At 25.9% G+C, this 13953-nt stretch carries 10 protein-coding genes and 1 tRNA gene; 5 read left to right on the top strand and 6 right to left on the bottom strand.

What is annotated here, in order from left to right:
- Nucleotides 1-8: 8 nt before the first annotated feature.
- A complete protein-coding gene (locus ABIN73_02150) occupies nucleotides 9-1529 on the top strand; it encodes a hypothetical protein (GenBank protein ID MEO0268526.1) in 1521 nt (506 codons plus the stop codon).
- On the opposite strand, the gene ABIN73_02145 is transcribed toward ABIN73_02150, so the two are convergent.
- Nucleotides 1530-1676: a hypothetical protein gene (locus ABIN73_02145; GenBank protein ID MEO0268525.1), complete on the bottom strand. Its 147-nt coding sequence runs from the start codon at nucleotides 1674-1676 to the stop codon at nucleotides 1530-1532.
- A gap of 868 nt (nucleotides 1677-2544) precedes the next feature.
- Between ABIN73_02145 and ABIN73_02140 the strand changes: the two genes are divergently transcribed.
- The 4 genes from ABIN73_02140 to asnB are packed head-to-tail and all read left to right on the top strand — an operon-like array spanning nucleotide 2545 to nucleotide 7856.
- A complete protein-coding gene (locus ABIN73_02140) occupies nucleotides 2545-4080 on the top strand; it encodes a hypothetical protein (GenBank protein MEO0268524.1) in 1536 nt (511 codons plus the stop codon).
- A gap of 17 nt (nucleotides 4081-4097) precedes the next feature.
- On the top strand, nucleotides 4098-5051 hold the full coding sequence (locus ABIN73_02135) for an NAD-dependent epimerase/dehydratase family protein (protein ID MEO0268523.1): 954 nt from the start codon (nucleotides 4098-4100) through the stop codon (nucleotides 5049-5051).
- Nucleotides 5052-6002, top strand: coding sequence for a glycosyltransferase family 2 protein (locus tag ABIN73_02130; GenBank protein ID MEO0268522.1), 951 nt, complete (start codon nucleotides 5052-5054; stop codon nucleotides 6000-6002). It begins immediately after the preceding gene.
- Nucleotides 6003-6005: 3 nt separating this feature from the next.
- Nucleotides 6006-7856 carry an asparagine synthase (glutamine-hydrolyzing) gene (gene asnB, locus ABIN73_02125; protein ID MEO0268521.1) on the top strand — a complete coding sequence of 617 codons (1851 nt, stop codon included), beginning with the start codon at nucleotides 6006-6008 and terminating at the stop codon, nucleotides 7854-7856.
- Here asnB and ABIN73_02120 read toward each other — a convergent pair.
- The 5 genes from ABIN73_02120 to ABIN73_02100 all read right to left on the bottom strand — a co-directional run bounded on the left by ABIN73_02120 (nucleotide 7846) and on the right by ABIN73_02100 (nucleotide 13887).
- A complete protein-coding gene (locus ABIN73_02120; GenBank protein MEO0268520.1) occupies nucleotides 7846-10563 on the bottom strand; it encodes a T9SS type A sorting domain-containing protein in 2718 nt (905 codons plus the stop codon). The two genes, asnB and ABIN73_02120, sit on opposite strands and share 11 nt — an antisense overlap.
- A gap of 32 nt (nucleotides 10564-10595) precedes the next feature.
- Nucleotides 10596-11621, bottom strand: a complete 1026-nt coding sequence (locus tag ABIN73_02115) for a glycosyltransferase family 4 protein (GenBank protein ID MEO0268519.1) — start codon at nucleotides 11619-11621, stop codon at nucleotides 10596-10598.
- Nucleotides 11599-12204, bottom strand: coding sequence for an FkbM family methyltransferase (locus tag ABIN73_02110; protein MEO0268518.1), 606 nt, complete (start codon nucleotides 12202-12204; stop codon nucleotides 11599-11601). The genes ABIN73_02115 and ABIN73_02110 overlap by 23 nt, the downstream gene beginning before the upstream one ends.
- A 123-nt stretch (nucleotides 12205-12327) precedes the next feature.
- Nucleotides 12328-12399, bottom strand: a tRNA-Gly gene (locus ABIN73_02105).
- A gap of 51 nt (nucleotides 12400-12450) precedes the next feature.
- Nucleotides 12451-13887: a hypothetical protein gene (locus ABIN73_02100; GenBank protein MEO0268517.1), complete on the bottom strand. Its 1437-nt coding sequence runs from the start codon at nucleotides 13885-13887 to the stop codon at nucleotides 12451-12453.
- Nucleotides 13888-13953 lie beyond the last annotated feature (66 nt).

Here is a 13953-nt window from a genome sequence, read left to right as displayed (position 1 = left end):
ATAAAGTTATGAAAAATAGAAATTTTTTTATCTTTATTTTCCTTTTTATTCTTTTTTCCTTTTTTTCTCTTTTTGCACCAATAACAGACGATGAGGGTATTCCTCTCAATGGCTCAATTCTTTTGCTTGAAGGGAAAGATATTTATAAGGATCTTGTTAAAATAGAAGGACCCTTCACTTTTTTGGTAAATTTACCTCTTCTTAAATTTTTTCCTCAGAACCTTCTTTTTCCGAGGATTTTTACATCACTTTTAGTTTCAATTTCTTTTCTTTTTATTTTTCTTTTGTCAAAGGAAATTCTAAATAAAAAATTTTCCTTATTATTTATTTTTTTATTTTCAATTAGTACTTTAATATTAACAGGTATTGTTCCTTCACATAAGTGGTATTCTTTTATTTTAAATGTTTTTTCAGTTTATTTTATTTTAATTTTTTTAAAAAATGAAAATAATATTTTTTTATTTCTATCAGGGTTTCTGACAGGTCTTAATTTACTTACAATGATAAATAATGGTTTGTTTAATTTTTTAAGTTTAGTAATATTTTTTTTGATAAAATATAAAAAAGATTTCTTTAAAATTTTAATGATATTTTGTTATGGTTTTTTATTACCTCTTATATTATGGTTTTCCTGTGCATTTTATAAAGGTATCCTTGATGATTATTTTAGAAGCATTTACATTTATGTAATTAAGGGAAGTTATACAAAGGCTCAGTGGAATTATAACAATGACTGGTTCAATTATTTCAATACCTTTAAAGATTTTTATCTTAATTTAATAAAATTAAAGATTAATCTGATTTACAGAAATTTTATTACATTTTTTGTGAATATACTTCCCCCTTTTATATATTTTATTTCTTTTATAAATTTAAAAAAGGAAAAGAACTCTTATTACTTTCTATTTCTTATAACAGGGTTTTTTCAGTTTATTTCAATGTTTATTCAGGGACCAAATGTGATGAGGGGTATTTACAGTTTTGGGATGGGTTTTTTGCTGATGTGTTATTTTTTAGAGAGAATGTATAAATCAGGATTAAAAAAATTCTTCTATATATTTTTACCTTTTTTTATTTATTTTCCTTTGAAATTTTTAACTCATGCAGAGTTTTTGATAAGGGGTAAGGTTTTTTTTAGTGATAAGAGGTTTTTAGTTTTTGTAAAGGAGGAAGAAAAGAGGGGGTATATGGAATTAAAGAAGTTTTTAAAAGAGAATACGGAGGGAAAAGGTGAGGTTTTTTTTCTTGATAATGGAACGATATTTTATTTTCTTTATGAAAAAGAAATACCGGTAAGGTATGATTTTATTGAGCCATATCTTTTGCCCTTTGAGTCAGAATTTGAGGTAGTTCAAAATTTAAATTTAAAGAAAATTAAGTATGTTATTCATACAGAAAATATTTTTTATCCAAAGGATTGGGAAAAAAGTTATATATATAATTTTGTAATTAATAGGTATGAGAAAATTGGAGAAATTGATTTTGGAGGAGGTAAAATTGCAAGGATCTATAGAATTAAAAGTATTTAGTTATTTTATTTTGTATATTTCAATATTATCGCATTCAAAAATTTTATCAAAGAATTCTTTATTTTTTAACAAGTTTAAAGTATAGGGACTTGCTTTATTTTTGAAATTTTCTGCAACGACAATAAGGTTAAAGCCTCTTTTTTTCATTTCATTAATATCAAGGCTATCAAGCCACTTTTTATATATAAGGGTATCCTTATCAGGTCTATGAGTGTTTAGATACCAATTATAACCTGGTGAACCTTCTGTATAAAAACTATAATAAATTATGAAACATTCAGTTTCTTTTTCAAATATTTTTGTATTTTCTATGTTGAAATTATGCCTTATAAAATTATATCACCATTTTCAGGAACTTACTTTCCAATTAATTTTTAAAATATTTTTTAAAGGTAAATATATAAAGTGTATCTTCTAAATTCCTATTAAGCTTGAATATTTAATTGTAAAATGTGTTTTTCAACATGGAAAAAATGGAGAATTGAAAATAGTGCATAAGAAAAGTGTGTGATAGTATAAGTGTAATTTTTTAATATAAAAAAGCAATCAGATATAACAGAAGCAGAAATAAAAAACATAAAAAGGGTAATCTAAATAAATAAAGAGTTTTGGTTCGAAAGATTAATAGTTAAGGTCGGTAAGCCTGAAGAGAGAAAGAAACTATGATATATTCATTTAAGATTAAAATAAAAAAGTAGTTATGAACGTTCTAAGAGTTACAATTTTATAATATTTGGGATTAAAAAGATGAAGTAATAAAGATTGAGATTGATAGAAAGTAAGTAAAATTGCGAAAGATAGAAAAGAAAATAATATACCTGAATCAAAGAAAACCCATAATATTTGCAGGATGTAAGCTTAAAAAAAAAGATAATAAGAAAATACTCATATTTTCGAGAAAGGAAATTCCAAACATAAAAAATAAAGAAACATAATCAAAAGAAGAGCTCTTTAAAAATTAATTTAGATTAAAGATAATTGAGAATATTTTAAAATATGTATATTAAAATATTATATGTCAAAAAAGGGGTATTTTCTATTATTTATATCTATTTTTTTTATGTTTTCCTTATATTCCATTTTTGCTCCAATAACCGCTGATGAGGGTATACCCATTAATGGTTCTCTTATTTTACTTCAGGGTAAGGATATTTATAAAGATTTAATTAAAGTGGAGGGTCCTGTTACTTTCTTAATTAATCTTCCTATTCTTTACTTTTTTCCACAGAATCTTCTTTTTCCGCGACTTTTTACATCTCTTATAGTTTCATTTTCATTTCTATTTATTTTCCTTTTATCCATTGAAATTTTGGATAAAAAATTTTCTTTATTATTTATTTTTTTATTTACAATAAGCACTTTGATATTAAATATTATAGTTCCTTCCCATAGATGGTATTCCTTTATTTTATGTATTTTTTCCGTTTATTTAATTTTAAATTTTATAAAGTATAACAATTTTATTTTTTTATTTTTGTCAGGTTTTTTAGCGGGTCTTAATTTACTTACTATGATAAATAATGGTTTATTTAATTTTTTAAGTTTATCATTTTTCTTTTTAATAAAATACCGGAAAGATTTTTTTGAAATTTTCATTAAATTTTTATGTGGCTTTTTGATACCCTTATTGCTGTTTTTATTATATGCTTTTTTAAAAGGAATACTTATTGATTATTTTTATAGCGTTTATATTTACATAATCAAAGGTGGGTATTTAAAAGGTCAATATATATTTTATAATTTTTGGTATACTTATTTTAGATTTTTTAAAGATTTTTTTCTTGAAATTATTAGATTTGAGATTAATCTTGTTTACCGTGATTTTATTAAATTTTTTATAAATGTAATTCAGCCTCTTATATATTTTATTTCTTTCATAAATTTAAAAAGTGAAAAAAATTCTTATTACTTTTTATTTTTTATTACAGGATTTTTTCAATTTGTTTCTGGATGTATTCAAGGACCAGATTCTTTAAGGTGGCTTTTTAGTTTAGCGATGGTTTATTTATTGATGTTTTATTTTATTGAAAAGATATACAAGACAAAAAGGAAATTAATTTATTTTTTTATTCTTTTTTTATTTTACTTTCCTTTAAAATTTATTACACACACGGAATTCATTATAAAGGGGAAGGAATTTTATTCTGAGAAAAGATTCTGGGTTTTTGTTTCAAGAGAATGGAAAAAGGGATTTGAAGAAATAAAAGATTTTTTAGAAAAAAATAAAGTAGGTAAAAGTGATATCTTTGTATTAACTTTTGATTTTGGACCGATACTCTATTTCCTTTATGATAAGGAAATACCTGTAAAATACGATGTTATTCTTCCATATCTTTTACCTTTAGAATTAGAAATAGAAGTAGTTGAAACTTTGAGATTTAAGAAGATTAAATATGTTCTTATAACTAAATCAGATAGGTCTATGCCTAGAGTTAAACACTGGAATAAGAGTTATATATTTAATTTTACAATTGAGAATTTTGAGAAGGTAAAAGTAATAGATTTTGGGGGCGATATAATTCTCGAAATTTATAGATTTAAAGGTATTTAATCCTTTAAAATTTAAAATTGAAAATTTTAATAACAGGAGCTATCGGTTTTATAGGTAAAAATCTTGCCCTTAAATGTCTTCAAAAAAATTATGAAATAGTAGGTATAGATAATTTTGACCCATATTACGATATAAATTTAAAAAAGAAAAATCTTGAAGAACTTAAAGATTTCAAAAATTTTAAATTCTTTAATATTGATATACTTGATATAGAAAATTTTAAAAAAATAATTTTAAATGAGGAACCAGAAACTATTATTCATCTCGCAGCAAGACCCGGTGTGAGGGCTTCCATAAAAGACCCATTTACATATTTTGAAATTAATATTAAAGGCACACTTAACATACTTGAATCCATTAAGAATAATAAAATTAGATTGATCTTCGCTTCCTCCTCTTCTGTTTACGGAAATAAAAAGGGTAAGTTTTCTGAAAATGACCCCAAAATTACCCCTGTTTCTCCATATGGTTTTTCAAAAAGAGCAGGAGAATTGCTCTGCGAGACCTACAATAAACTTTACGGTATAAAAACTATTGTTCTCAGATTTTTTACAGTATACGGTCCTTCCCAGAGACCAGATATGGCCATTCATCTTTTTACTAAAAAAATTTTAAAAAATGAAGAAATTGAAATCTTTGGTGAAGGAAAAACAAAAAGGGATTATACCTATATTGATGATATTACAGATGGTATAATTAATGCCATAGAATTAAAAGATTACGATTTTGAAATTATAAACCTCGGAAATTCAAAACCTGTCTCTATATTCAAGGTTATAAAAATTCTTGAAAAACTGTTAGGTAAAAAAGCTAAAATTAAATTAGCTCCTTTACCAAAAGGAGATGTGATAAAAACTTATGCTGATATAAGAAAAGCAAAAAATATTTTAAAATATAATCCAGTGACTCCACTTGAAAAAGGAATTGAAAATTTTTTAAAATGGCATGAAGCTAATTGCCCCTGTATTTAAATGGAAAACAAAAATTTAATCTCAATTGTTATACCCCTCTATAATGAGGAAGAAAATTTAGAAGAACTTTATACAAAATTAAAAGAATCCCTCTTAAAAAACAAAATAGAAAACTTTGAGATAATACTAATTGATGATGGCAGTAAAGATAATTCTTGGGAAATAATAAAGAAATTGAAGGAAAAAGATGAAAGAGTAAGGGGAATAAGATTTTCAAGAAATTTTGGTCAGACACTTGCTATATATGCGGGATTTCAGGAGGCAAAGGGTAATATTATTATTACTATGGATGCAGACCTTCAAAATGACCCTGAGGATATTAAGAAACTTATTGAAGAAATGGAAAGAGGGTATGATGTGGTAAGTGGATGGAGAAAGGAGAGAAAGGATCCTTTTTTTACAAAGGTTTTACCTTCAAGGATTGCGAATTTTATGATTTCTTTTATTACAGGTGTTAAATTGAAAGATTACGGTTGTACATTAAAAGCATATAAAAGTGAAGTTGTAAAAAATTTAAGGCTTTATGGAGAAATGCATCGCTTTTTACCTGCATTATGTGCTTTTGAAGGAGCGAAAATAAAGGAAATCCCTGTAAAGCATAATAAGAGATTAAAGGGCAAAAGTAAATACGGACTAAAAAGGGTTTTTAAAGTATTGCTTGACCTTTTAACTGTAAAATTTATGGGTAGTTATTTACTTAAACCAATTTACTTTTTTGGTTCAATAGGTATAATTTTTCTTTTTCTAAGTTTTATATTTACAGTATGGACAATTTATGATAAATTATTTTTGAAAGTATGGGTTCATAGAAACCCTAAAATTTTAATTGCCTTTATGTTTTTTCCTGTTGGAATCCAATTTATTTTAATGGGTCTTTTAATGGAGATATTGATAAGAAATTATTTTGAATCCCAGGGAAAAACCCCTTATGTAATAAAAGAAAAAATTTAAAAAATGTGCGGAATCTGCGGGATTTTAAATAAAAAGGAAGAAAAAATTAATTTTGAAATTTTAAAAAAAATGAATGAAACATTAAAAAGAAGAGGACCTGATGATGAAGGTTTTTATATAGAAGATAATATAGGATTAGCAATGAGGAGACTTTCAATAATTGACCTTGAAGGTGGAAAGCAGCCTATTTTCAATGAGGATAAATCAATATGCGTTATTTTTAACGGTGAAATATATAATTTTGTTGAGTTAAGGGAGGAACTTATAAAAAAGGGTCATTTTTTTAAAACTAAAAGCGATACAGAAGTAATAGTTCATCTTTATGAAGAAAAAGGTGAAAATTTTCCAGAATATCTTAATGGAATGTTTGCAATTGCATTATGGGATAAAAGGAAAAAAAAACTTATATTAACAAGGGATATTGCAGGAGAAAAACCCCTTTATTACGGAGATTTTAATGATTTTTTTATATTTGCTTCAGAATTAAAGGCAATTCTTGCAAATCCCCTTATAAAAAGGGAAATAGATTTAAAAGTTCTTAACCTTTATTTTACTCTTGAATATGTCCCTTCACCCTATTCAATTATTAAAAATATAAAAAAATTAAAACCGGGCCATACTCTTATATACGAAAATGAAAAAATTAAAATTAAACCCTACTTTAAATTTGAAAAAAAGAAAATAGAGAAAAAAGATTTATTAGATTACCTTGATGAGATAATTTCAGATTCTGTAAAAATTAGATTGAGAAGTGATGTTCCTCTTGGGATCTTTCTATCAGGAGGAATTGATTCTTCTACTGTTACCTACTATGCAAGAAAACACAGTGATTTGGTAAAAACCTTTAATATCTCCTTTAAAGAACCCTCTTTTGATGAATCAAGATTTGCAAAAAAAGTTGCCTTTTATTTAAAAACAGAACATTTTGAAGAAGCTTTTGATGAGAATAAAATGTTAGAGATTTTACCAGAAGTTTTTGATTTTTTAGATGAACCTTTCGCTGATGCATCTATTTTACCAACCTATTTGCTTTCAAAATATACAAGAAATTTTGTGAAGGTTGCACTGGGAGGTGATGGTGGAGATGAATTATTTGGGGGTTACCCAACTTACTTTTCTCATAAAATTATGGAAATTTATAAATTTTTACCTTTTTATTTAAAAATTTTTTTCTCTTTTATTGGAAAAAATTTACCTGTTTCTTATTCAAATTTCAGTTTAGATTTTGTGGTTAAGAAATTTCTTGAAGGTGAAGGTTTTAATATATGGAAAAGACACCTTGTATGGATGGGAGCCTTTAGTGAAGAAGAGAAAAGAAAACTTTTTAAGGATTTTCTTTATCCTGATTCATTTTTTAATCTCGAAGAATTTGTTGAAAATACAGTTTCCTTTTATCCTAAAAATTTAAATGATTTATTGAAATTTGATTTTAAAACCTATTTATCAGAGGATGTTCTTTTTAAGGTGGATAGAGCCAGTATGGCAGCCTCTCTCGAAGTAAGGGCACCTTTTCTTGATAAAAGAATTATTGAATTTGCCTTCAGTATTGATAGTGATAAAAAATTAAAATATTTTAAAACAAAGGTAATTTTAAAAAAACTTATGAAAGATAGACTTCCTCCTGAAATAATTAAAAGGGGAAAAAAGGGGTTTGGAATTCCTGTTGCGAAATGGATTAAAGGACCATTAAAAGGTGAATTTATGGATATAATTGAGAAAGAAGACGAAATTTTAAATAAAAAATTTGTAAAAAAATTGTTTGATGAGCATATAAAGGGAAAAAAAGATAATAGGAAAAAATTATGGACAATTTATGTTTTTTTAAAATGGAAGAAAAATTACATTAATTCTTAATTATGAAAATCTTTTTCTTTAAGATTTCCTTATCTTTCTTCCTTATGCTTAAAAAATAAATTCCCTTTTTAAGATTTAAATAAAAATTTTTCATTCCACTTTCGTAAGAACCTTCAAATATTTTTCTTCCGGAAAGGTCAAAAATATTTAAATAAAAAGGAAAATCAGAGTTTATAGAAATTATATTTTTGTTTATATTGAAAGAAAAAGAAAAATCTCTTTTTAATATTTCCTCTATTTCAAGAAATCTTTCAAGAATTATCTTACCTTTTATTTTATTTTTGTTTCTGTCAACAAAGAATAGGGAATCGACAAGTATTGTATCACCTTCTCTTACTGTTGGATTTCCTCCATCTGTTGAGAATTGAATTATAAATATTGTGTCATTTAAAAGTTCTAATCTTTCAGCATTCCCATTACCACTTAACCAGGAATGATTAAAGGATAATTTAAAAACTGAGTCAATATTTGTTCTATTAATTATTCTTGTTAATATAACAGGTTCAGAAAATTTTATAATAGTATGGTCAAAATTAGAATTTGGATTGGGAGAAAAGGGTTTATAATCATAAAAAATTGCTGAAGAAATATATGGATTTTTATTATCAAGAGAACCTGTTGTTTTTATTTTCTGAGGAATTATTTTGTTACCACCAAGGTCTTTAATTTTGTTGTTATTTGAAACATACACTGAATCATCTCTTAATAGTGGTTCTTTTCCAAAACCGTTGAATAAAATCAAAAAAGTATCCTGTGATTTCCATAAAGTCTGAATCAAATATCCAGAATTTAGCCATGAATTTTTTATTGGGAACCATGAATCAAGAGATTCAGGAGGAATTGGTGGTGTATTGGTTTTTTCTGAAAATATCATGATGACCGTATCACCTGTTCCAGCACCATTATCAGGTATATTTCCATCAGTTAAAATTACTTTCTTTAATTTTGGAGGATTTAAGTCATCGTATGTTCCACCTATTAAGGAATAAGAAAGGGAGGAATTCTTCCAAATATCCTTTATAAATTTCTTTAAAATTTTTATTGTATCACCAGGCTGGGGTGGTGAAAGTGCATGGTATAAATAAATATAAAGAGTATCATCACTTTTCCATCTAACAGAATCAGATCCAAGTAATGTTCTTCCACCTGATATATAAAACAATGTATCAATACCCGCTAAGCTTATATAGGGTTTATTTGTTTTTTCATTAAAAACTATGATAAGCCTATCGTCAATATCTATTCCTGATTGTGAAATATTCCCATCACTTATGAAGCAGTTAGTGATAAGAGGTCCTGTTGTATCAAGGTCATAGGTAAAATAGATTCTGTCAACTCTTGGACTTTTGTTGGAGGATGTTTTATTAATAAAAATTCTATACTGGAAGTATCTTGAATAAGGATTAAGGTGAGTAATAGTATCTCCATTATTCAAATAGGGTAAAGAACCCCATGGAGGAGCATTTTGAAGTGAGTCAAGGGTATCACCTCTTATCTGGACTCTTACATAATTTAAGTTTTCACCTTCAATAAAAACTCTTTTAAAAAAAGTTGCCCCTTCTTTTTTGTTCCTTGAAATAAAAACTGATGATTCAAGGTAACCTGATGAAAAGTAATCTGCCTTAAAAATTTTAGCAGGACCATATGTTCCGACAAGGAGTTCATAATCAGATGTTTGATATATATAGTAAGCTCCGGGTAATAACCCTATAATTTCAAAATTTTTTCTATCAATACTTCTATATACTTTTGAAAAAGTTGCTGCATAAATATTTTTATCCTTTCCAAGAGTTAAACCGTTAAATATCTGTGAATTGTCAAGGTATATTGTGGTATCAATGGTTTTAGTTTCTATATTGAAAACTCTTATTACACTTGATTCTGCCTTAACAACAGGAATATAAACACAATTTTTAATTGAATCAAAAACAATTTCTCCTGCTTCAAAGGATCTATAGGAAGGATAAACATTAAACCAGCTCCCCTGAGGAGGATTGTAATCGGAATAGTAAATATTTCTAAGTCCATTGTAATAAAAAATTCCAAGGAGAAAAGTATCGGAAATAGAGTAATGGGGCACTATACAGCTTTTCTCCAGAAGTATGTTATTAGCAATCTGATGTGTTGAGTAACTTGAAAAAAGGTCATTTGATTTTATCCACTGATACTGTCTTCCTGAAGCTGCACTTATATAAATACCTGGGAAATTTTTATATAATTTAACAATGTTATGTATACCAGAAAATGTAATTGGTGGCCATACAAAGGAGTTAGAATTTATATCAAATTTATATATATATCCAAGGTCTTGACCATACCTTTTTCCACAGGAGAGGAAAATATTTCCCTTTTTTAAAATATCATTCACTGTTTCAGGAGGGAATTCCTGAAAATTTGGATAGGATGGAAATTCATTTAAATCAGTTAAGTTATTAGAATAAAAAATTTTTGCATAGGGATAGGATTTTAAAAAATATAAAACTCCCTCAATTTCAGTTATTTTTGATACTCTTGATAGGGATGAAGTATCAAGTTCAAAAAGAGGTATAAATCCTGAATATTTTAAGGATAAACTTCTTCCTGGTTTAAAATTATCAAGATTATTTATGTTTAAGAATTTTGTTGTATCATAAAAATAGAATTGATCTTTACCTCCTGTCCATGTGCTCTGGGACCAGATATAGACAATAATGAAATTTAAAATCATATTTAAATCTTAAAGTAAAATAAATTCTTAACTCAATAAAAATCTTCTTTTAAGTTATAAAAATAAATTAGATTTTCTATATATTTATCCATATTGAATTTTTCTTTAACTCTCTCTCTTGCTTTTTTACCAATTTCTTTTCTCAAATTTTTGTTATTGATTAGAATTTCAATTTTTTCTTTTAAATCTTTAAGGTCTTTATTTCTCACTAAAAATCCAGATTCACTATCTTCAATAATTTCTGGGATTGCTCTTTCAGCAAAGGCAATACATGGTAATTCAGAACTCATTGCTTCAATTAATGAAAATCCTAAAGCTTCAGAATAAGATGGAAAAACATAAATGTCAGAGGCACAAAGTAGAGGTTTTGTATCCAGGGAAAAATTAAGGAAATAAACATTTTCTGGTGCAATTCTTTTAAGTTCTCTAAAGTATTTTATATCCTGAACTGCACCCTGAAGAAACAGTTTTAAATTTTTATACTTTTTTGATAGCTCTTTGAAAACAATTATTAATTCTTTTTGCCCCTTTTTTTCCTCAAATCTTGAAGTGTTTGAAATTACAATTTCTTCTTCACCTATTCCAAATTTTTCTCTAAAATTTTTCCTTAAACTTTCATCCCTTTTGAAATAATTTACATCCACTCCTGGGTAAAGTAAAACTATTTTATCTTTTTCTATAGGTAAATTTTCTTCAAGTTCTTTTTTAACACTTTCAGAGATTGCGAAAATTTTATCAATTTTTTTATATAAGAATTTGTGATAGAGATCCTTTTTGGAAACATTAAGACCCATCATATTTGTGAAGAAAATTTTTTTTGCTCTCAGAAATCTTGAAAAAATAATATCAGAGGATCTAAAAAAATGGACTATATCCCAACTTTTAAATATTGCTTCCTTAATATTTATTTTACATAAATCTTTTATTTTTAGTTCTGATTTTTTGTTAAGGAACATTGTCACATTTAAGCCTTTTTCTCTCAATTTAATTGCTGTTTTTATGAAATAAATTTCAAGTCCCCCTTTAGATTTTGAGTTAAGGAATAATAGAATTTTCATGATGAAAAAATAGAACATCCTTTGAAATTATTTTTTCTTTGTATCCTATTTTTTTTAAGAAAAATAGAATTTCATTTTTTAGATTTTCACTATGAATACTTATTAGAATAAGAGGTTTTTTAAATTTCAATATTTTTTGTGAGCCCTTTAAAACCTCAAGTTCTGCACCCTCGACATCAATCTTTATAAAGTCTGGTTCATCAAATTTTTTTTCATAAATTAGATAGTCAAGTGTGAATGCATCTACTAAAAAGTTACCATAATTTTTTATTTTTCCTTCGGTTCTATCATCATTTAATTCAAAGAAAACTTTTTTATTTTCTGAATAAATTGCAAAATTAAAAGCATAAGTATTTTTAAGATTATTTAATTTTATATGCTCTTTTAAAAAATAGAAATTAAGGGGATGAGGTTCAAAGGAATAAACTTTTCTCCCAAATTTTGAAAATATAAAGGAATAATACCCTATATGAGCTCCTATATCATAATATATTTTGTTAGGTTTTAAATATTTTATTATTTTTTTAATTATATTTTTTTCATATATTCCTATCCATTGGGAAATGAGACCTGAACCATACAAAATTCTTATATTTTTTGCAGGACCAGTTAAGATTCTTAACTTTTTTCTTTTAGGAATTATTTTAAAAGGTATTCTGATTAGTTTACCGGGTAAAGTTTTATGGTGAAAAATGATTTTTTAAAAAGCGGGCGACGGGATTTGAACCCGCGGCATCCAGCTTGGGAAGCTGGCGCTCTTCCTCTGAGCTACGCCCGCATCTTGTTATATTATATTTAATCCTTTTTTAAAAATTCAAACCTATTTCTCTTAGTTTTTAAGTACTTTTCTTTCTCTTAAAAAGTTATTTTTCACAGTTTTTTTTGATATGTAAAAGGGTAAAATTAAAACAAAAAGGGTTAATAAATTTATGAAAATTTTTAAAATAAAAGGAAGTTTTATATATTCTTCAAGATTTATAAAAGTATAGTTTGTAAGCCCCTTTTTAAAAATAAGAAAAAATTTCAAAACTGTGGGACTATATTCAATTCCTGCATACATAACAATTGAGAGGTTGATAATAAAGGAAAGAATTAGTGAACTATAAAATAAGAAGTTTTTTTCGCATTTTAAGAGTAGTAAGTAAAGGAAAGGTATAGCTGGTAAGAAAAATTTTGGAATAGGGTATCCACCACCATAATTAATTTTACCCGTAAAAACACACACAAAGAAGGAAGTTAAAATTATAATTATTATAAATTTAAAATTTTCTATTTTTATTATTTTTTTGAAATTTATTAAAAGAGCAAGGATGAATAGATTATGAGGTATTATTCCATAATTTATGCTGAAAAGGGAAGGAAAAATTTCTTTAATATTTCTAAAATCAATACCCATATACCCTGATTCATGCCAGTGTTTTGTTACCTCGTATCTAAAATGATATGGGGTAAGATGAGGTGCACCGAAGACAAAGGTGTGGTAAAGAGATAAAGCTGTAATGGGCAATAAACTTCCAGTAATAAAAGGTAATATTTTTCTTTTATTTTTTAAAAAAAGATAGATTAAAAAAATTATGTAGTAAATAAAAGAGGGGTAATCGAAACCTATAGCAAGTCCTGAAAGAAAACCTGATAGTAAAAGGTTTTTTTCATAAAAAAGAAAATAAAAAGAAATAAAAATTAAGGAAGAAGAGATTCCCTGAGTTATTATAGTTGTAGATGAAAAAAATAGATTTGAAGTAATTGCAAATAAAAGAGGATATAAAAGGTCTAATCTTTCTTTCTCAAAATATACAATTTTTAAATAAAGATAATTTTGATAGAGAGAAAGAGGTATTATAAAACTTATTAAAAAAATTAAAGTGGTTAAAATTAAAATAAGCCTTAATTCAGGTTCAGGATAGGATAAAAAGAAATTACCGTATCTTCCTGGATTTTTAAGAAAAAACTGATTTTGTTTTTCTATAAGGTTATATATTTTAAACTTTAATTTTTCAGGGAAGATTTTGAAAAAAATTTTTGAAATTAAATATGAAGGTATAGCAAAAAAGGAAGTAAAAGGAGCAAGACCAGAATAAAAGTGCCCATCCTTATAACTTACATCGGTATGGATAACATATGGGTCAATATTAAAAGTTTTTCTATCTATAAGGGATTTGGTTAATAAAAGGGCAGGTATTTTCGAATGGAAGCTGTAATGATTTATAAAATAAACATAAAGAATAAAAAGTGAAATAAAAAAAATTACAATTTCCTTTTTAAACATATTTTTTGAAACCTTAAAATTTTTTTTATAATATTAAAAATGAATTTTAAAAGATTTTTGGTATTA

Source organism: candidate division WOR-3 bacterium (assembly GCA_039804025.1).
Classification (GTDB): Bacteria; Hydrothermota; Hydrothermia; order Hydrothermales; family JAJRUZ01; genus JBCNVI01.
The sequence above is the reverse complement of the archived record's forward strand: the minus strand, read 5'-3'. Positions and strand labels throughout refer to the sequence as shown.

Coding starts and splice junctions, on each gene's coding strand:
- ABIN73_02130 (MEO0268522.1), top strand. CDS start 5,052: ATGGAAAACAAAAATTTAATCTCAATTGTTATACCCCTCTATAATGAG.
- ABIN73_02140 (MEO0268524.1), top strand. CDS start 2,545: ATGTCAAAAAAGGGGTATTTTCTATTATTTATATCTATTTTTTTTATG.
- ABIN73_02100 (MEO0268517.1), bottom strand. CDS start 13,887: ATGTTTAAAAAGGAAATTGTAATTTTTTTTATTTCACTTTTTATTCTT.
- ABIN73_02150 (MEO0268526.1), top strand. CDS start 9: ATGAAAAATAGAAATTTTTTTATCTTTATTTTCCTTTTTATTCTTTTT.
- ABIN73_02120 (MEO0268520.1), bottom strand. CDS start 10,563: ATGATTTTAAATTTCATTATTGTCTATATCTGGTCCCAGAGCACATGG.
- asnB (MEO0268521.1), top strand. CDS start 6,006: ATGTGCGGAATCTGCGGGATTTTAAATAAAAAGGAAGAAAAAATTAAT.
- ABIN73_02145 (MEO0268525.1), bottom strand. CDS start 1,676: ATGAAAAAAAGAGGCTTTAACCTTATTGTCGTTGCAGAAAATTTCAAA.
- ABIN73_02115 (MEO0268519.1), bottom strand. CDS start 11,621: ATGAAAATTCTATTATTCCTTAACTCAAAATCTAAAGGGGGACTTGAA.